Genomic DNA, 17798 nt, shown 5'->3' on the forward strand with positions numbered 1-17798 from the left:
CCGATGCGCAGCATCGGTCAATGCACGCAGGATGCGTCGTGTACGTGGCCAAGCCGCAGATTGGCCAGGTGCGCCAGCCCGATGAGCGTACCGCCCAGCGTCATCGCGATGGCGTGTGGGACCAGCGCGTGGTGCAGCGGGCCATACAACACCCCAACCCAGAGCGTTGCCAGGCCCGGCAACAGCAGGCCCAGTGCGCGGACCGCCCCGTGACGGCGGTAGCCCCAGATCACGCTGAACAGGCCAAGCATGGTCGCGAACAGGACGAAGCCGCGCTCGAAATCATCTCCCAGCCACGCCGCCACGCCGAGCGACGGCAGCGCCGCGATCAGCAGCGGCAGCAGTGCGCAATGAATCGCGCACAGCAGCGATCCGGCGGCTCCGAGCCGGTCGAGTGTTGACCGGGTCGTAGCCGTGGACGGGGGGCGGGGGGCAAAGTCGCTCATTTCGTTACATTGTAACAGTCGCATGCCGTTGATCGGTCACGCTGCCGCGTCAAAAACGGCCCGCTCGGTTTCATGCGCGGGGTGGGAGCGGCGGACGGCCGGGACGGCCTGCGCCAGCAGGGCGCAACCGGCCAGGGTCCACACGATCATGGCGCCGCTGGGCATGTCGAACACGGCCGACAGCACGAGGCCCGAGACATAGCCGAGCGCACCGATGACGTAGGCCGCGACCAGCCGCGACCGTCCCTTCATGCCCGCCGTCGCCAGGGCCGGAACGATTAGGCTCGCAAACACCAGGTAGACGCCCACCAGTTGCACCGACGCGGTGATCGCCAGGGCAAACAATGAATAGAACAGCAGCCCGACCAGCTTGCCGCCGCGCAGCCACATGAAAGCCAGCAGCACGGCCGACAACACGGCCGCCGGAATCAGCTGTGCATAGCTGACCCAGAGGATCTGGCCCACCAGGAGGTCCTTCAGGTGCTCCCCGCCCTGCGGGTTGTCGGCCAGCAGCAGCAGGCCGCCGGTCGCGGCCAATGCAAACAGGGTGCCGATCAGCGGCTCCTGGTATTCCGGCCAGCGCCGGTCGGTCCACGACAGCAGGCCGGCGCCGGCCAGTGCGGCGGCGGCGGCGGCGATCTGCACGCCGAAACCGTGCTCGTCGATGCCGAGATACTGGGCGAGGATCACGCCCAGCCCGGCGATCTGCGCGATCGCCAGGTCGATGAAGATGATGCCGCGCGACAGGACCTGCTTGCCCAACGGCACGTGCGTGGACAGCACCACGAGCCCGGCGACACACGCGGGGCCGAGGATGCTGAGATCGAGACCTTCGAGTGTCATTTGGCGGCTCCCAGCAACTTGGAAATGGTGGAGTCGAACAGGCCGAACAGGTCCTTCGACTGCGCATCGCCGCCCACGGTGAAGGGCAGCGATACCGCCGGCACGCCGGTGCGATCGGACAGCCATTCGGATGGCTTTCCGTCCTGGTAAGCCGCGCGCACGATCGCCAGCGTCTTGCCGTCCTTGGTGGTGGCGATCAGGCTGGCCAGGTGCGCGCTGGTCGGCGGCACGCCGGGCTTGGGTTCAAGTGCACCGATCTGGTTCATGCCAAGCCAGTCCCACAGGTAGACCCAGCTGATGTGGTGGACGACCACGTTGCGGCCCTTCAAGGGCGCTGCCTCGGCCTTCCACTTCGCCATCGCGGCGAGCCAGCGCTTGCTGAAGCTGTCGAGGCGCTGCTGGTAGGTCGCGGCATTGGCCGGATCCAGCTGCGCCAGGCGCGCGTCGAGCGCCTTGGCGATGACGAGCACGCGGCGCGGATCCATCTGTACGTGCGGATTGCCATCCGGATGCACGTCGCCGTAGGCGCGGTCGAGCGCGGTCGGCTTCTCCAGCGTCTTCACCTGCGCGGCGGCCATGAAAGAACCCTGGCCCGATGCCACCTTGGAGTTGCCGGACTGGCGGATCAGCTGCGGCAACCAGCCCACCTCGAGTTCGGCGCCGGTGCACACCATCAGGTCGGCGCTGCGCACCTTGGCGATCAGGCTCGGCTTGGCTTCGATCTGGTGCACGTCCTGCAATGCCGACGTGCCGACATCGACGTCGACCTTGTCGCCGGCGAGTTCATTTACCAGCGAACCCCATTCCGGTTCGCAGGCGAATACCTTCAGTTTCGCCTGCGCCGGCATCGAGGCCAGCGCGGCAAGCAGTAATACGGAAATCGCGAAGGGCTTCATCGTCTGTATTCCTAAGGGCTTAGAACTTGTGCGCGCCGTGCGCGCCAAGGCTGGTCTGGTACTGCACGGTGACGGCGTTGTCGCTGTCGTCCGTGTTGGGCTTGTCGTGGCTCAGCTGCAGGCGGAACAGGCTGAATTCGCTGTTGCGCCAGGTGAGTTCGGCGGTATGTCGATCCGGGTCGAAGTCGCTGGCGAACGGCCCATTCGAATCCGCCCACAGCTTGTCGTAGCGGTAACCGATATCCCACAGGCGATTGAGGCGATACACCGCTTCGACGTAGGCCCCGCTGCGCTGGCCATCCCATGGAGAGATGAGCGTGTCGTCTTGCGGATCGATGAAGACACCATCGCGGTCGTCGCGGAAGTATTCCGTGCGCAAGGTAATGCCGCCGTCCTTGAAGTTGCCCTGCGGCGCCCATTTCCAGGTCGCGTCGGCGAGGTACACCTTGGCATCGCCGTTGAAGCCATCTTCGCCATCTGCGGTCTTCGTCTTCAGCATCGAGACGCCCGCCAGCCACTCGTTGTTGCTGCCGACGTCGCCGCCCATGTGCGCGAACAAGGTGCGCGTGCCAAGGCCACCGTCCTGCGCGCCACCGCTGGGATAGTTCTGGCCGCGCAGCACTTCACCACCGACTTCGAACAGCAGGCTGGTCGGCGCGACCCAGCGCAGCTGCACGCCGTCGTCGCCGTACTGACCGCCGAGGAACGCCTGGTAGGCGAGCGGGCGGTCAAAGAAATTGTCGGTGTGTGCGTGGTGGCCGTTGAGATAACCGATGTTGGAGAAGAAGCGGCCCAGGCGCAGGCTGAAACCGGCGGGCAGCGCGGTGGTATCGATGTAGGCCTCTTCGATGCCGAGGTGGTCGTCGCCGTCCTCGCTCTCGATCGATGCGGTCAGCTGGCCGTAGAACTTGTCGTCGATGTTGGCGGCGAAGGAAACCTCGCTTTCGCCCAGCGAGAACCCGTTCGGGCTCGGACCACTCTCGCCCGCCAGCGGGAAGCCGGCGCGGACGTAGTTGTCGGGATCGAGCGAATGATGCGAGTAGCTGCCGTTGAGGATGATGCTGATCGCCGGGTTGAACGCGTTGCCATTGGCGCCGCTGGCGCTGGTCGTGCCGGGCGTCGCCGCGACGGATTCGGTGGAATCGGCAGTCGCGGGAGCGGCTTCCGGCGTGGCGGCAAGCGCGTCGATTTCCGCCTCTTCGCTGCTCGCGGGCGTGGCCGCAGGCGCAGGCGTGGCCGCGACAGGCTGCGACTTCAACGCCTGCAATTCCGCCTGCAGCGCCTTGACCTGCGCTTCCAGGGCCTCGATGCGGCGATCGGTAACGGGATCGCCGGCGAACGCCGGAGAAGTCGCGATCGCGCTCAGCACGCACAGGGCAAGCAGGGATTTCCGCACAGGCGCCGGGCTCAGTTTTAAAAGGATGTAATAACATAACACTTGTATCGAACAGGTCGTCAACATGACCTTCGACCTGGTGTAGCCCCCCTGTTCATCCCAGCGGCAGTCGCTAGCATGCGGATATGCGTGTATATACACGCTATGCCTCGCACTGACCCCCACCCACCCAGCCTTTGCACCTGCTTCCGCCTGCGCAAGCTGTCGCGACTGGTCAGCCAGCGCTACGACCGCGAACTCGCGCCGGCCGGAATCAACATCAACCAGTTCTCGATCCTGCGCCGGGCTTCGCGCGAATCGCGGACGATCACGGCCTTGGCGCGCGAGATGGGCATGGACCGCACCACCCTCAGCCGCGACATCAAACCGCTGGTGACGGCCGGTTGGGTCGAACTCGCCCAGGGCGCCACCGATGCACGCCAGCGTTGCATCAGCGTCACCACCGCCGGCAAAGGGGTCATCGATACTGCGCTGCCGCTGTGGCGCAAGGCGCAGCACGCGATCGAAGCCACGCTCGGACAAACCGGCGTCGACGTGCTGCATGGACACCTCGACCACGCGATGCAACAACTCGAAGGCAGCCCGACCGGATGACCACGACCTCGCATTCCCCGCGCTACTGGCCGCTGGTGCTGGCCGCCACCGCGACGCTGATGGTCACGATGGGCATCCGCCAGTCGATGGGCCTGTTCGTCAGTCCGATCGGCAAGGCGACCGGACTGGGAATCGCGCAGATCAGCTTCGCGCTGGCGATCGGGCAGTTCGTGTGGGGCGCGGTGCAGCCGCTGTTCGGCGCGGTGGCCGACCAGAAAGGACCGGGACGCGTGTTGGTGCTGGGCGGACTGCTGCTGGTCGCGGGCACGGCGTTGGTGCCGATGTTCGATTCGCAGTGGGGCCTATTGATGACGCTCGGCGTATTGACCGCCGCGGGCGCCGGCGCCGGCAGCTTTTCCGTGCTGATCGGGGCGACGGCGCAGCATGTGCCGGCGAGCAGGCGATCGATGGTCGGCGGTGTGATCAATGCAGGCGGTTCGCTGGGGCAGTTCCTGTTCGCACCGTTCGTGCAGGCGCTGATCAGCGCATTCGGCTGGGCGGCGGCGATGTGGGCGCTCGCGGTCGCCGCGCTGTCGACGTTGCCCCTGGCATGGCCGCTGCGCCGGCGTGCAACCCCTGCCGCTCCCGCCACCGTGACATCGGCCGCACCCGCCGGAATGAGCCTGCGTGAGCAGCTGCGCATCGCGCTGCGCGATCGCAGCTACTGGTGCCTGCACATCGGCTTCTTCACCTGCGGCGTGCACATCGCCTTCCTGGTCACGCACCTGCCGACGGAAATCGCGATGTGCGGCTTGTCGCCGCAGGTCTCCGCGATCAGTCTCGGGCTGATCGGCCTGTTCAACATCGGTGGCAGCCTAGGCATCGGCTGGCTCGGCCAGCGCTATCGCATGAAGCACCTGCTCGCGCTGATGTATGCGAGCCGCGCGGCGTTGATCGCGGTCTACCTGGTCTCGCCGCCGACACCGATGACGTTCTTCCTGTTCGCCGCGGGACTGGGCCTGACGTGGCTGGCCACGGTGCCGCCGACCGCGGGCCTCGTCGGCAAGCTGTTCGGACCGCGCTACCTCGGCACGCTGTTCGGACTCACCCTGCTCTCGCACCAGATCGGCGGTTTCCTCGGCGCGTGGGTCGGCGGCCTCGTCGTCGAACGCTTCGGCGGCTACACCTGGATGTGGTACGCCGACATCGCGCTGGCATTGATCGCGGCAGCCGTGAACCTGCCGATCCGCGAATCCAGGGTCGTCCTGCAGCCAGCGACCGCGTAGCCCGCGGCTACCACTCCCGCTCAACCTGCGGACGCGGCCTGCCTGGCGCAGTCCGCGCACAGGCCATGCACTTCCAGTGTCTGCGCCTGCGGCATGAAGCCCACGGCGCGCGCGCTGGCGTCGAGCGAATCGACGATCGCGGCGTCCTCGAGCTCGGTCGCCGACTGGCACCCGTCGCAGATCAGGAACGGCACTGCATGTGCGGCGCTGCCCGGGTGGTGGCAGCCGACGAAAGCGTTGATGGAGGCGAGCTTGTGGATGAAGCCGTGCTCGAGCAGGAAATCCAGCGCGCGATACACCGTCGGCGGCGCCGCGGCATCGTGCGTGGCCTTCATCTGATCGAGCAGGTCATAAGCCTTGATCGGACGGCCGGCATCGGCGATCAGGCGCAACGCATTGGCGCGGATCGGGGTGAGGCGCAGGCCGCGTTGCTCGCACGCACGCTCGACCTCGCGCACGAAGGCATCGCCGTCGTGGACGTGGTGTTGCGGGTCGGTGCAGGCGTGCGAGTGGGCCATGGCTCTGATTTATGCCCCCGCCGGCACCTTTGCAAGGGCCGCGTCGATGCGCGCGACCGCCTCGCCCTGGCCCGCCAGGTACACGGTGTGCGAGATGTCCGGGCTGACCTGCGTGCCGGTGATCGCCACGCGCAGCGGCTGGGCGACCTTGCCCATGCCGATGCCGAGCGCCTCGGCGGTTTCGTGCAACGCGGCCGCGACCGATTCGGCGGTCCACGACGCCAGCTTCGTCAGGCGCTCGCGCGCGTCGGCCAGCGGCGCCCGTGCGGCGGCGGTGAGGTGCTTGGCGACGGCGGCCTCTTCGTAGTGCGTGAGCGGCTGGAACCACACCGCGGCACGTTCGGCCATGTCCCTCAGCGTCTGCACGCGATCGCGCAGGGCGACGACGACGTCGGCGGGCTTCGGCCCCTTGGCGAGGTCGTAACCCTGGTTGCGCAGGTGCCACTCGAGGTGCTTTGCCACATCCTCGGGCGCATCGCTCTTCAGGTACTGCTGGTTGAGCCAGCCGAGCTTGGCGGAGTCGAGGCGCGACGCCTTCGGATTCACGTCCTTCAGGTCGAACAACGCCGTCATCTGCGCGATCGAGAAGATCTCCTGGTCGCCATGCGACCACCCCAGGCGAACGAGGTAATTCAGCAGCGCGTGCGGCAGGTAGCCCGCATCGCGGTACTGCATGACGTCGGCCGCGCCGGTGCGCTTGGACAGCTTGGCGCCCTGCTCGTCGAGGATCATCGGCAGGTGCGCGAAATGCGGCACCGGCTTGCCCAGCGCGCGGTAGATGTTGATCTGGCGCGGCGTGTTGTTGACATGGTCATCGCCGCGCACCACGTCGGTGATCTCCATGTCGATGTCGTCGACCACGACGGCGAAGTTGTAGGTCGCATAGCCGTCGGACCGGAAGATCACCAGGTCGTCGAGCTCGCTGTTGCTGAACTCGATGCGGCCCTTGACCTTGTCTTCCCACGCGACCGTGCCTTCGAGCGGGTTGCGGAAACGGATGACGCGGTTGGGATCGTCGCGGAAGCCGGCGTCCTGCGTGCGATACGCGCCGTTGTAGCGCGGCTTCTCGTTCTTCGCCATCGCGGCTTCACGCATGGCCTCGAGCTCTTCCTTGCTCTCGTACGCGTAGTACGCATGGCCCGATGCGACGAGCTGCTCGGCGACTTCGCGGTAACGGTCCAGACGCTGGGTCTGGAAGATCGGGCCTTCGTCGTAATCCAGGCTCAGCCATTGCATCGCATCCAGGATGGCGTCGATCGCGGCCTGCGTGCTGCGCTCCCGATCGGTGTCCTCGATGCGCAGGACGAACGTGCCGCCGCGGCGGCGTGCCTCCAGCCAGCAATACAGCGCGGTGCGTGCACCGCCGATGTGCAGGTAACCGGTGGGACTGGGAGCGAAGCGAGTGCGGGTCATCGTGGGATTGGTGCAGCAGGCGGGAATCGCGCATTTTACTCGCCCGCGGCCGACTATCGGCGGCGGCACCGCGGAAGCCGCGCGGGCGGCCGACAGGGGCGAACAACGGCATCCAAGGCTCCGCGTTTTTCCGGCACGTGCGCGGATTGGCGCTGCACGGAGACAGGTACCCCTAAAATGTCCCCCATGACCACGCTTTTCATCTCCGACCTGCACCTCGATCCCGAGCGCCCGCAGGTCACCGGCCTGTTCGGCCGTTTCCTCCGTGCGGAAGCCCGCAAAGCCGACGCGCTCTACATCCTGGGCGACCTGTTCGAGGCCTGGGTCGGCGACGACGATCCGTCCGAAACCGGCGCTTTCGTCGCGCGCGAACTGCGCACCCTCGCCGACGGCGGCGTGCCGGTGTACTTCATCCGTGGCAACCGCGATTTCCTGCTGGGCGACGACTACGCGCGCCGCGCCGGCATGACGATCCTGCCGGACCCGGCGGTCGTGTTGCTCTACGGTCAACCCACGCTGATCGCACATGGCGACACGCTGTGCACCGGCGACATCGCCTACCAGCAATTCCGCGCCCAGGTGCGCAATCCGGCTTGGCAGCAGCAGTTCCTGTCGCAGCCGCTGGCCGCACGCGTGGCGTTCGCGCAGCAGGCGCGTGCGGCAAGCAAGGCGCACCAGGCCGGGCTGCAGGACCAGGGGGCGATGGAAACGATCACGGACGTCGCTCCGGAAACCGTGGCCGCGACGTTCGCGCGCTTCGGCATCGGGCGCCTGGTCCACGGGCATACGCATCGGCCGGCGATCCATGAGCTCGTCATTGACGGCCGTGCGCATCAACGCATCGTGCTGGGGGACTGGTACGACCAGGGCTCAGTGCTGCGCGTGACACGGGATGACGTGTTGCTGGAGTCTCTCTAGCAACCGACACGGTGCCTCCCCCGCACGCTTCGGCGTGTTCGAGCTGCGGAGTGTTCGCGATGCGACATGTGCGCACGCGCACGCGTCCGCTCACTTCGCCGCTTCCGCGCACCCCTTGTATGTCTTGTCGCCATAAAGGAAGCGCGACTCGTAGTGATAGCGGATGTCGGACATGCCGTCGCTGCATTCGCCGGGGAGGATGTACAGGTTGAAGGCGGTCTTGCCGTCCTTGCCGAAAATGACGACGCCCTCCGGCGAAGGCACGCGCTGCCCTTGCATGGTCCTGCCCGCCTGGTCTTCCGGCGTGGTGAACAGCAGCGTGTCGCCATCCACGCGCACGCCCCAGAAGGGTTCGGTACCCATGGCACGCCAGGCCAGCACGGGCGCGTTCTCCTGGCCGGCAGCGCGCTTGCCCTGCGCCATGGGCGGAGCGATGGGTGCAGCCGTGACCGGCTCGGAGGGCGCCGGATTGGTGCCGCTCGTGGCAGGCGGTGGCGCCGGGGCATCGCGGGAAGCGGCCGGCGCCTGCGTTCCACGCGAGCACCCCGCGAGCAGCGCGGCTGCCATGCAAACGATCACCAGCGGCAGGATGGGATGGCGCACGGGACGACTCCGGTCGACCCGCGCACGCTAGCCGCGTCGCCGTTAGCCAGTGGTGATGTCAGGACGCGGTCGCGGCGGCCTCGGCCTGCAGGGTGAGTAGTTCGTCCGCGTCGAAGCCGGCCGCCAGGCGCGCGTCGGTGTTGAAAGGCCCATGCAGCACGCCGCCGGCGTACTCGCGCAACAACTCGCGGAAGCGCACCGCGTGGCCGACGCCCGCGCGCTCGCAATACCAGCGATACCAGCGCGATCCGGCGGCGACGTGCGCCACTTCCTCGCGCAGGATCAGCTCCAGGATGGCCACGGTCGCCGTATCGCCCAGCGAGCGCAGCTTCGCGATCATGCCGGGCGTGACATCGAGCCCGCGCGCCTCCAGCACGCGCGGCACCAGCGCCATCCGCGCCAGGCCGTCGTGCGCGGTCTTCTCGGCCATCTCCCACAGCCCGTTGTGGGCGTCGAAGTCGCCGTAGTCATGGCCCAGCTGCTGCAGGCGCTCGCGCAGCAGGGTGAAATGGCGCGCCTCGTCGTGGGCGACGCCTATCCAGTCCGCATAGAACTCCGGCGGCAGGCCGCGGAAGCGGTAGGCCGCATCCCATGCCAGGTCGATCGCGTTGAATTCGATGTGGGCGACGGCATGGATGAAGGCTGCCAGGCCTTCCCGGGTGCCGAAGCCGCGACGCGGCAGCTCGCGCGGATGCACGAGCGCGGGGCGCGCAGGTCGGCCGGGCATGCGCACCGGTTCCGGTGCGGGCGCGTCGTCGGGAATGGAGAGTTCGCCGCGGCGAAAGGCGTCCGCGGCGGCGAAAGTGCGGGCCACCTTGTCCGCGGGCGTGGCCGCGTCGAGGCAGGCGCGCGCGGCGTCGAACAGCGACGAACTCACGATTCGTCATCCCGGCGAAAGCCGGGATCCATTTTGATTTTGCTTTGGCAGTCCATTTGCATTGCAAAGGCAACGGCAAAATGGATCCCGGCTTTCGCCGGGATGACAACATGTCCTTTACGACGCACGACTACGACGCGCGACGCGTCTTCTTGGCTTCGTCCGAACGCAGCTGCTTGATGCGGTCGAAGTAGCCTTCCTCGATGCCGGTGACGTATTTGCCGTTGAAGCAGGACGAGTCGAAGTGCTCCATGCGCTGCTTCGGCCCGGACACGGCTTCCTCGAGGTCGGCCAGGTCCTGGTAGATCAGCCAGTCGCAACCGAGCAGCTTCTGCACCTCTTCCTCGCTGCGGTCGTGCGCGACCAGTTCCTCCGCCGACGGCATGTCGATGCCGTAGATGTTGGGGAAGCGCACCGGCGGCGCGGCGGATGCCAGGTACACCTTGCGCGCACCGGCGTCGCGCGCCATCTGCACGATCTGTTGCGAGGTGGTGCCGCGCACGATCGAGTCGTCGACCAGCAGCACGACGCGATTCTTGAATTCCAGCGGGATCGGGTTGAGCTTGCGACGCACCGACTTCGTGCGCTGGCCCTGGCCCGGCATGATGAAGGTGCGGCCGACGTAGCGGTTCTTGATGAAGCCCTCGCGGTACTTCACGCCGAGCACGTTGGCGATTTCCAGCGCGGCATCGCGCGAGGTGTCGGGGATCGGGATCACCGTGTCGATGTCGTGGTCGGGCATCAGGCGCAGGATCTTCTCGCCGAGTTTCTGGCCCATGCGCATGCGCGCCTTGTGCACCGAGATGTTGTCCATCATCGAGTCGGGGCGCGCGAAGTACACGTACTCGAAGATGCAGGGCGTGTGTTCCTGCGGCGGTGCGGTCTGCTGCGCGAACAGTTCGCCGCGCGCGGTGACGACGATGCATTCGCCCGGGGCGACGTCGCGCACGCGCTCGAAGCCGAGCAGGTCGAGCGCCACGGATTCGGAGGCGACGGCGTATTCGTCGGAGCCCTCGTTCTTGTCGGCGCGCTTGGTACGCTTGCCCAGCACCAGCGGGCGGATGCCGTGCGGATCGCGGAACGCGACCAGGCCCAGGCCCAGCACCGTGATGACGACCGCGTAGCCGCCGACGCAGCGCCGGTTCACGCCTTCGATCGCCTTGAACACGGCTTCCGGCGTCAGCGCCTTCTGCAGGCTCAGCTCGTGCGCGAAGACATTGAGCAGCACTTCCGAGTCCGACTCGGTATTGACGTTGCGCAGGTCCTGCTCGAACACCTCGCGGCGCAGCTTGTCGGTGTTGATCAGGTTGCCGTTGTGCGCCAGCGCGATGCCGTAAGGCGAATTGACGTAGAACGGCTGCGCTTCGTCCGAACCTTCGGAACCCGCGGTCGGATAGCGGCAATGGGCGATGCCGAAGCGGCCCTGCAGCAGCTGCATCGAGTCCACGTCGAACACATCGCTGACCAGGCCATTGCCCTTCTGCACGCGCAGCTTGCCGCCGTCGCAGGTGGCGATGCCGGCCGCGTCCTGGCCGCGATGCTGCAGCACCGACAGGCCGTCGTAGAGCTGGGCGGCGACATCCGTGTTGCCGACGATTCCGAGAATGCCGCACATAGCAATGAATCCTGTCTTAGAGAACCCGCTTGTCGTCCGGCGTCGAGCCGTTCGGGGGCGGATCCGGGGTAACCCGTTTTGGATCGGGACGCGTCGCCGGTTGCACCGGCACCCGCGAAAGAATTTCAGGAACCGCCTGCGGTAGCTCCGGGATCGACCGCGGCAGTCCTTCCGGCATCACCTGCCTGAGTTGCTCCGTCCGTGCCTGTAACTGTGCCTGCAGGGACGTGCCACGCCCTTCAAAGTCCACGCGCTGCGCCATCCACGGTGGCAGGCAGCCGCGCATCCACTTGGCCGCCGGCAGCAGCGTCGCGACGCCGGCCGACTCGTGCCACGCGCGCTTGCCGGGAACGCTGGTCAGTCCCAGCATCAACAGCAAGGCGCAGGCGAGGAACAGGCCGCGCACCACGCCCAGGCCGAAGCCGAACAAGCGATCCACGCCCGACAACCCGGCTTCCTTTGCAAGCCGCCGCACCACCAGGCCCACCAGCGCCACGGCGATCCACACGACGGCGAAACTAAGTGCATAGCCGCCGAGGTATTCGCCCCAGCTCAGTTGGCCGTCCGTCACCAGGCCACGGCCCACGTCGCCACCGAACAGATATGCGGCCAACCCCGCCAGTAGCCAAGCCACCAGCGACACCACCACGCCGATCATTCCGCGCAACAGGCCGAGCAGGCCCGACACGCCCACGATCAGCAGCAATACCCAATCCAGCGCCGTCATGGCATGTCGCTCCTACAACGGCTTCACCGCCCGCGACGCCGGGGGCGTCACGGGTGGGGTTTCACGATGGCGTCGCCGATGCCGAGCTTGGCCACGACCTGCGCCTTGAGCAGGTCGGCCTCGGCACGCGTCAGCACCGGTCCGACACGCACGCGGCTGAGCACGCCCTTGTCGGTGCGCACCGATTCGACGAAGGCGTGCAGGCCGGCGGCACGGGCGCGGTCGCGCAGCTTGTTGGCTTCGACCGCGCTCGAGAACGCGCCCAGCTGCACGGCGAAGCCGGTACTCGCGGCGGCGGGCTCGCTCGGCCTGGTCGCGGCGGCAATGGGCGTGGCGGGCTTGCCCGCGGCCGTTGCCGTCGTGGTTGCAGGCTTGGTCGTGGCCGGCGGTGCCGGCTTGGGCGCGGGTGCGGGGATCACGGGCTTGGCGGCGGCGGGCTTGTCGGCAGCGGGCTTGGCGGCAGCGGGCGTGGTCTCGGCCAAGGGCTCGGGCTTGGATACCGGCGCGACAGGGGCGGCGACCGGTTGCGAAACCGGCGCCGCGGCGGTGCTGGCCGGCGCGGCGGTGCTGGCCGTCGCGGCATCGTTCAGGACCACGACCTTGGCGCTGACGTCGTCGCGCACGTGCGCCGCGCGCAACCGCGCGGCTTCGGCGTCCGCCTGGGTGGTGAAGGGCCCGATGCGCACGCGGTACAGCGTGCGGCCGTTGTCGGTGATGGATTCCTGGTAGCCGGTCAGCTGCGAGGCGCGCAGTGCCGCGACCACTTTGTCGGCATCCGCGGCGGTGGCATAGCGACCGAAGCTCACGGCGTAGTCGCCAGCCGCGGTGGCGGCCGGCATCAGTCCCGTGCCGGCGGCGGCGGTGTCCGTCGTCGCGACCGAGGCGTCGTCCGGCTGGGCCTCGCTCGCATCCATCCCGACCACGCCGCTCGCGGGCGCCGCGCCCGGTGCCACCAGGGGCAATTCGCGGGTCTGGATCGCCCCGTCGCCTTGCGGGGCATCAGGGAGCTTGAGGGGAACATCGGAAACGCCGCTTTCCGGGGCGGGACCCTTGATCAGCATCGGCAGGAAAATCACTGCCAGGGCCACGAGTACGACCGCACCAACCACGCGCTGCTTCAAAGCGGGTTCCATCGATTCATCGGCCTCGGGGGAAATGGCGCGTGAATTATAACGCGCCCCGGGAACCCTCCCGCCCCGGGTTGATGAACGCGTCGCCAACATCCATGCGCCAGGATTCGAGTGGAATCGAGCCGGAAAGGCGCGGCACACCGCCTTCAGGGCGACGCCTGCTCCCGCAGGGCAGCGGCCGCCGTATGGAACGATCCGAACACCAGGATGCGATCGCCCTGCCCGGCCTGCGCCAACGCGGCTGCAAGTGCCGCCGTGACGCTTGCATGGCGCTGCCCGGATGCGGCCGCGGCTCCGTCGAGGCGCTGTGCGAAGGCGTCGACATCGAGCCCGCGCGGGCCCTGCTCCGCCAGACCGGCGAGATGCCAGCGGTCGATATGGCTGGCCAGGGCATCGGCCACGCCGCGCAGATCCTTGTCGCCCAATGCGGCGAATACGGCGATCGTCTGCCCGGCAGCAGGCTCAGCGGCGAGCCATGCGGCCAGTTCACGCGCGGCCTGCGGGTTGTGGCCGACATCGACGACCACTTCGACGCCACCGCGCTCGAAACGCTGCAGGCGCCCGGCGACGTGCGCGTTGGCCACACCCTCGGCGATGACCGCGGCCGGCAGCTTCTTCCCGAGCGCGCGCATTGCGGCGATCGCGGTGGCGGCGTTGCGCAACTGCACCGGTGCGGCGAGGCGTGGCAGCGGCAGTTCGAAGGCGCAACCGATCTCGCGCCAGGTCCAACGCCCAGCGTCCGGCAGAACGGCGTCGGTGGGCGTGAAGCGGTTGCCATGGCCACCGGGGGTGTCGAAGAAGAAATCGCAGCCGGCGCGGATCGCGGAGGCACCGATCGCATAGGCGTGGCGCAACACACTGGCAGGCGGATCGTCGTCGCCTAGCACCAGCGGCTTCCATGCTCGCGCGATCCCGGCCTTCTCGAAACCGATCACTTCGCGGTCGTCGCCCAGGTAATCCTGGTGGTCGAGATCCACGGTGGTGATCACCGCGACATCGGGATCGACCAGGTTGGTGGCATCCAGGCGGCCGCCCAGGCCGACCTCGAGGATGGCGAGATCGAGCCGGCTACGCTCGAACAGCCAGAGCGCCGCGAGCGTGCCGTATTCGAAATACGTGAGCAGCGTGTCGCCGCGCGCTGCCTCGATCGCCTCGAACGCCGCGACGAGATCGGCGTCGCCGGCATCGGCGCCGTCGATGCGCACGCGCTCGTTGTAAGCGAGCAGGTGCGGCGACGTGTAGGCGCCCACCTTCCAGCCCGCCGCGCGCGCGATCGCCTCGATGAAGGCTACGGTCGAGCCCTTGCCGTTGGTGCCGCCGACCGTGATGACCTTCTTCGCGGGCTTTTTCAGCCGCAGGCGCGACGCGACTACGCGCACGCGATCCAGGCCCATGTCGATGGTCTTCGGGTGTTGGCGCTCGATGTAGTCGAGCCAGTCGGAAAGCGTCTGCGGCATGTCGATATTGTAGGGCGGCGCCCTCCCCAACCCTCCCCCGCTCTGCGGGGGAGGGAGAAAAGGGAGCAAATCACAACGCCCGATGCACCGCCTCGCCGAACAACGCCGTGTGGTGGCTGCAGTCGTTCAGGCGCACGACGTCGAGATGGTCGACATCGGCGCCTTCGAGCAGGTTGAGCGTGGTGGGTGCCTGGCGGAAGGACCACAGCTTCGCCAGCGGCATGCCGAGGATCCGGCACAGCAGGACGCGGTTGACCGCGTCATGCGCGACCACCAGCAGCGTCTCGTGCGCCCCCAGTCCCACGCACGCACGCGCGAACGCCGGCCACGCGCGGTCCAGTACGTGCTGCAGCGACTCGCCCTGCGGCATCAGCACTTCGTGCGGGGCATGCCGCCACGCCTGCATCAGCTCCGGATCGCGGGCCCGGATTTCCTCGGCGAGCAGGCCTTCCCAGGTGCCGTGCGCGATTTCCTTGAGGCCCTCGTCGAGGGTCAACATCGCCGCGCGTTCCTCACCGAGTGCGAGCTGCGCCGTACGCGCGGCGCGCACCAGCGGCGAGGCGACGGCGCGATCGATGCGCACCTCGCCGAGGCGTTCGCCGAGCGCGCGCGCCTGCACTTCGCCGATCGGCGACAGCGGGATGTCTTCCTGGCCCTGGTAGCGGCCCTCGGCGTTCCACGGGGTTTCGCCGTGGCGTGCGAGCAGTATCTTCATGCTTACACCTGCTGCAGCGAGAGCACGCCCGGGGTGGCGCGCAGGGTGACGAGCTGCGGTTCGCTCAGGGGCTGGTCCACCGTGATCGCCGCGCGCGCCTGGCCATCGCCGGCGGCACCGAGTGCGAAGTTGACGATGTTGATCCCGGCCGCGCCCAGTTGCGAACCGACCGTGCCGATCATGCCCGGACGGTCTTCGTTGCGAAGCAGCAGCACGTGCGCCTGCGGATCGAATTCGATCTCGACGCCGTCCAGGCGCACCACGCGCGGACCGCGATGCAGGGTCGCCTCGATCTCGCGCGGCTTGTTGCCGCCCTCGACGCGGATCCGCAGCAGGCGATCGAAACCGTCGCCGTCGCCGCCCACGGTTTCGGCGACGACCAGGCCGCGCGCGGCGGCTTCCTGCAATGCGTTCACCGGGGTGACGCGGCCCGAGTGCGTGCCGAGCAGCGCAGCGACGAGCAGGCGCGTGAGCGGACGGGTGTCGAGCGCATCGGTGCGGCCGGCATAGGTCACGGTCAGCCTGGTCGGCGCATCGACCAGGCGCGATGCGAGCTTGCCCAGCGACGACATCAGCGGCATCCACGGGCCGACTTCGCGCGCGGCTTCGGCGGTGAGCGGCGGCAGGTTGACGCAACCGGCAACGGCGCCGGTGGCCGTGAAGTCGATGATCTGGCGCGCGAGGATCGTGCTCACCGCCTGCTGCGCTTCGCTCGTGGACGCACCCAGGTGCGGAGTGAGGATCAGCTTGGGATGCGCGCGCAACGGCGAATCGCTCTGCAACGGTTCGGTGGCGAAGGTGTCGAGTGCGGCGCCGTTGAGGTGGCCTTCGTCGAGCAGGCGCAGCAGCGCGGCTTCGTCGACCAGTCCGCCGCGGGCGGCGTTGATGATGTAGGCGCCCTTCTTCATCGCGCGCATGCGCTGTTCCGAGAGCAGGTTGGTGGTCTCCTTGGTGCGCGGAATGTGCAGGGTGACGATGTCGGCCCAGGCCAGCAGTTCGTCGAGCGACTTCAATGGCACGCTGCCCTTGCCCGCGGCCGACGCCGGCAGGAACGGATCGTGCGCGGCCACTTCCATGCCGATGCCCTGCGCCTTGCGCGCGACGGTGCCGCCGATGCGGCCCAGGCCGATGACGCCGAGCTTCTTGCCTTCCAGTTCGAAACCGGTGAGCCCGGCCTTCGGCCACTCGCCGGCTTTCATTCCGGCATCGGCACGCGGAATGTGGCGGGCCAGCGCGAACAGCAACGAGATCGCGTGCTCGGCGGCGGCGAGCGTGTTGCCGTCGGGCGCGTTCATCACCGCGATGCCCCTGGCAGTGGCGGCATCGACATCGATGGTGTCGACGCCGGCGCCGGCGCGGCCGATGACTTTCAGGCCGCTCGCCATGGCCAGCGCCTCGGCCGGGACCTTGGTGGCCGATCGCACCAGCACGGCATCGACCTCGGCCAATGCCAGGGCGAGGACGCCGGGGTCCTTGATCGGTTCGGGGGCGACGAGGACGTCCCATCCCGCCTCGCGGAACAGGGCCAGACCGTCTTCGTGGATGCCATCGCAGGCCAGTACTTTCATCGCAAGCTCCATTGGGGTTGGGAGCGCGGAAAGCCTTGCGAGCCGGCACGACGTGTGGAACCTGCGGCGCCCCGAACCGGCCATGCCGCTTGCGGAACGCATGCGTCGCACGGAAGCGTGGACGCGGTGTTACTCACGGGTCGGGAGACGGGGCCGGCTTGGCATGGGAATCCGCGACGGACCAAGCCTAGCAGAGCCCGGGTACGGATTCGCAACAGTTGCTTATGAAATCGTGGCTGCGCACCGTGCTTGTGAAATTGGCATGCAGCGGGCGGGTACGATGCGCCCTCCCCCGCACACGGAATGCGAACCATGAGCCAGCAGGTCAAGGGCCCCTTCGACGTCAAGCGCACCGCGATGGATTCGATCGATGCCGGTGGCGATGCCGCCTTCGCCCGGATCCGCTTCGAGAAGCGCTTCCACGGCGAACTGGACGCGACCAGCGTGGTGGAGATGCTCAGCGCCGGCAATCCCGCCTCGGGTTCGGCCGGCTATGTCGCCGTCGAGCATCTCGTCGGCACGCTGCAGGGCCGCAAGGGCCGTTTCATGATGCAGCACAGCGGCGTGATGGATCGCGGCCGGGCCTCGCTGACGCTCACCGTCGTTCCCGACAGCGGTACCGACGAACTGACCGGCCTGCGCGGGCGCATGCAGATCGACATCGCCGAGGGCGGCGCGCATTTCTACACCTTCGACTACACATTGGACTGACGGCACGCTGGACTGACCGGCGCTGGTCGCCAAACGGCGGCGCATGGTCGTCCGCCCCCTTCCGGCAAACCGCGCGCTCCGGCAAAGCGCGCAACCGGCAAAACGCGCAACCGGCCGCCGTGCAGGCCCGGCGTATAATTTCCGC

The 17798-nt window shown here is 67.9% G+C and carries 18 protein-coding genes; 4 read left to right on the forward strand and 14 right to left on the reverse strand.

Going from position 1 to position 17798, the window contains the following annotated elements; all coding sequences use genetic code 11:
• Positions 1–17 precede the first annotated feature (17 nt).
• The 4 genes from ACYVGE_RS14560 to ACYVGE_RS14575 are packed head-to-tail and all read right to left on the reverse strand — an operon-like array spanning position 18 to position 3581.
• The gene (locus ACYVGE_RS14560) at positions 18–446 is read right to left on the reverse strand and encodes a MerC domain-containing protein (protein ID WP_460730844.1); all 429 of its coding nucleotides are present in this window, start codon (positions 444–446) and stop codon (positions 18–20) included.
• Positions 447–482: 36 nt separating this feature from the next.
• Entirely contained in the window at positions 483–1289 is an 807-nt protein-coding gene (locus ACYVGE_RS14565; protein ID WP_460730845.1) for a metal ABC transporter permease, read from the reverse strand.
• A complete protein-coding gene (locus ACYVGE_RS14570) occupies positions 1286–2185 on the reverse strand; it encodes a metal ABC transporter substrate-binding protein (protein ID WP_460730846.1) in 900 nt (299 codons plus the stop codon). Before ACYVGE_RS14570 ends, ACYVGE_RS14565 begins: the two co-directional genes overlap by 4 nt.
• 19 nt (positions 2186–2204) lie before the next feature.
• Positions 2205–3581 carry a hypothetical protein gene (locus tag ACYVGE_RS14575; RefSeq protein WP_460730847.1) on the reverse strand — a complete coding sequence of 459 codons (1377 nt, stop codon included), beginning with the start codon at positions 3579–3581 and terminating at the stop codon, positions 2205–2207.
• A 144-nt stretch (positions 3582–3725) separates the two neighbouring features.
• Between ACYVGE_RS14575 and ACYVGE_RS14580 the strand changes: the two genes are divergently transcribed.
• The gene (locus tag ACYVGE_RS14580) at positions 3726–4175 is read left to right on the forward strand and encodes a MarR family winged helix-turn-helix transcriptional regulator (RefSeq protein ID WP_460730848.1); all 450 of its coding nucleotides are present in this window, start codon (positions 3726–3728) and stop codon (positions 4173–4175) included.
• Complete coding sequence (locus ACYVGE_RS14585) at positions 4172–5401, forward strand: MFS transporter (RefSeq protein WP_460730849.1); 1230 nt, start codon at positions 4172–4174, stop codon at positions 5399–5401. Before ACYVGE_RS14580 ends, ACYVGE_RS14585 begins: the two co-directional genes overlap by 4 nt.
• A 20-nt stretch (positions 5402–5421) precedes the next feature.
• Here ACYVGE_RS14585 and ACYVGE_RS14590 read toward each other — a convergent pair whose 3' ends face one another.
• Together ACYVGE_RS14590 and gltX are read right to left on the reverse strand one after the other, a co-directional pair.
• Entirely contained in the window at positions 5422–5919 is a 498-nt protein-coding gene (locus ACYVGE_RS14590) for a transcriptional repressor (RefSeq protein WP_310053727.1), read from the reverse strand.
• A gap of 9 nt (positions 5920–5928) precedes the next feature.
• Complete coding sequence (gltX, locus tag ACYVGE_RS14595; RefSeq protein WP_460730850.1) at positions 5929–7332, reverse strand: glutamate--tRNA ligase; 1404 nt, start codon at positions 7330–7332, stop codon at positions 5929–5931.
• Between the two features lie 186 nt (positions 7333–7518).
• Between gltX and lpxH the strand changes: the two genes are divergently transcribed.
• Positions 7519–8250: a UDP-2,3-diacylglucosamine diphosphatase gene (gene lpxH, locus ACYVGE_RS14600; RefSeq protein ID WP_460730851.1), complete on the forward strand. Its 732-nt coding sequence runs from the start codon at positions 7519–7521 to the stop codon at positions 8248–8250.
• Between the two features lie 90 nt (positions 8251–8340).
• On the opposite strand, the gene ACYVGE_RS14605 is transcribed toward lpxH, so the two are convergent.
• The 8 genes from ACYVGE_RS14605 to serA form a co-directional block, all read right to left on the reverse strand.
• Positions 8341–8853: a COG3650 family protein gene (locus ACYVGE_RS14605; RefSeq protein WP_460730852.1), complete on the reverse strand. Its 513-nt coding sequence runs from the start codon at positions 8851–8853 to the stop codon at positions 8341–8343.
• Between the two features lie 58 nt (positions 8854–8911).
• Positions 8912–9730, reverse strand: coding sequence for a ferritin-like domain-containing protein (locus tag ACYVGE_RS14610; protein WP_460730853.1), 819 nt, complete (start codon positions 9728–9730; stop codon positions 8912–8914).
• Between the two features lie 130 nt (positions 9731–9860).
• Positions 9861–11345 carry an amidophosphoribosyltransferase gene (gene purF / locus ACYVGE_RS14615; protein ID WP_460730854.1) on the reverse strand — a complete coding sequence of 495 codons (1485 nt, stop codon included), beginning with the start codon at positions 11343–11345 and terminating at the stop codon, positions 9861–9863.
• Positions 11346–11361: 16 nt separating this feature from the next.
• Positions 11362–12072, reverse strand: a complete 711-nt coding sequence (locus ACYVGE_RS14620; protein WP_460730855.1) for a CvpA family protein — start codon at positions 12070–12072, stop codon at positions 11362–11364.
• Positions 12073–12119: 47 nt separating this feature from the next.
• Positions 12120–13205 (reverse strand): SPOR domain-containing protein, encoded by a 1086-nt coding sequence (locus tag ACYVGE_RS14625; protein ID WP_460730856.1) that lies wholly within the window; start codon positions 13203–13205, stop codon positions 12120–12122.
• A gap of 143 nt (positions 13206–13348) precedes the next feature.
• The gene (folC, locus tag ACYVGE_RS14630) at positions 13349–14665 is read right to left on the reverse strand and encodes a bifunctional tetrahydrofolate synthase/dihydrofolate synthase (RefSeq protein ID WP_460730885.1); all 1317 of its coding nucleotides are present in this window, start codon (positions 14663–14665) and stop codon (positions 13349–13351) included.
• Positions 14666–14729: 64 nt separating this feature from the next.
• The gene (locus ACYVGE_RS14635) at positions 14730–15374 is read right to left on the reverse strand and encodes a histidine phosphatase family protein (RefSeq protein WP_460730857.1); all 645 of its coding nucleotides are present in this window, start codon (positions 15372–15374) and stop codon (positions 14730–14732) included.
• Positions 15375–15376: 2 nt separating this feature from the next.
• Positions 15377–16942 (reverse strand): phosphoglycerate dehydrogenase, encoded by a 1566-nt coding sequence (gene serA, locus ACYVGE_RS14640; RefSeq protein ID WP_460730858.1) that lies wholly within the window; start codon positions 16940–16942, stop codon positions 15377–15379.
• A 312-nt stretch (positions 16943–17254) separates the two neighbouring features.
• Here serA and ACYVGE_RS14645 point away from each other — a divergent pair, with 312 nt between their 5' ends.
• Positions 17255–17653: a DUF3224 domain-containing protein gene (locus ACYVGE_RS14645; RefSeq protein WP_457098083.1), complete on the forward strand. Its 399-nt coding sequence runs from the start codon at positions 17255–17257 to the stop codon at positions 17651–17653.
• The last annotated feature ends 145 nt before the right edge of the window (positions 17654–17798 follow it).

It is taken from the genome of Lysobacter rhizosphaerae (assembly GCF_054779795.1).

Bases quoted from the DNA above. Each gene is read 5' to 3' on its own strand.
- ACYVGE_RS14620 (WP_460730855.1), bottom strand. From the start codon at position 12,072: ATGACGGCGCTGGATTGGGTATTGCTGCTGATCGTGGGCGTGTCGGGC.
- lpxH (WP_460730851.1), top strand. From the start codon at position 7,519: ATGACCACGCTTTTCATCTCCGACCTGCACCTCGATCCCGAGCGCCCG.
- ACYVGE_RS14570 (WP_460730846.1), bottom strand. From the start codon at position 2,185: ATGAAGCCCTTCGCGATTTCCGTATTACTGCTTGCCGCGCTGGCCTCG.
- ACYVGE_RS14580 (WP_460730848.1), top strand. From the start codon at position 3,726: ATGCCTCGCACTGACCCCCACCCACCCAGCCTTTGCACCTGCTTCCGC.
- gltX (WP_460730850.1), bottom strand. From the start codon at position 7,332: ATGACCCGCACTCGCTTCGCTCCCAGTCCCACCGGTTACCTGCACATC.
- serA (WP_460730858.1), bottom strand. From the start codon at position 16,942: ATGAAAGTACTGGCCTGCGATGGCATCCACGAAGACGGTCTGGCCCTG.
- ACYVGE_RS14585 (WP_460730849.1), top strand. From the start codon at position 4,172: ATGACCACGACCTCGCATTCCCCGCGCTACTGGCCGCTGGTGCTGGCC.
- ACYVGE_RS14560 (WP_460730844.1), bottom strand. From the start codon at position 446: ATGAGCGACTTTGCCCCCCGCCCCCCGTCCACGGCTACGACCCGGTCA.
- ACYVGE_RS14635 (WP_460730857.1), bottom strand. From the start codon at position 15,374: ATGAAGATACTGCTCGCACGCCACGGCGAAACCCCGTGGAACGCCGAG.
- ACYVGE_RS14625 (WP_460730856.1), bottom strand. From the start codon at position 13,205: ATGGAACCCGCTTTGAAGCAGCGCGTGGTTGGTGCGGTCGTACTCGTG.
- ACYVGE_RS14565 (WP_460730845.1), bottom strand. From the start codon at position 1,289: ATGACACTCGAAGGTCTCGATCTCAGCATCCTCGGCCCCGCGTGTGTC.
- ACYVGE_RS14590 (WP_310053727.1), bottom strand. From the start codon at position 5,919: ATGGCCCACTCGCACGCCTGCACCGACCCGCAACACCACGTCCACGAC.
- ACYVGE_RS14645 (WP_457098083.1), top strand. From the start codon at position 17,255: ATGAGCCAGCAGGTCAAGGGCCCCTTCGACGTCAAGCGCACCGCGATG.
- purF (WP_460730854.1), bottom strand. From the start codon at position 11,345: ATGTGCGGCATTCTCGGAATCGTCGGCAACACGGATGTCGCCGCCCAG.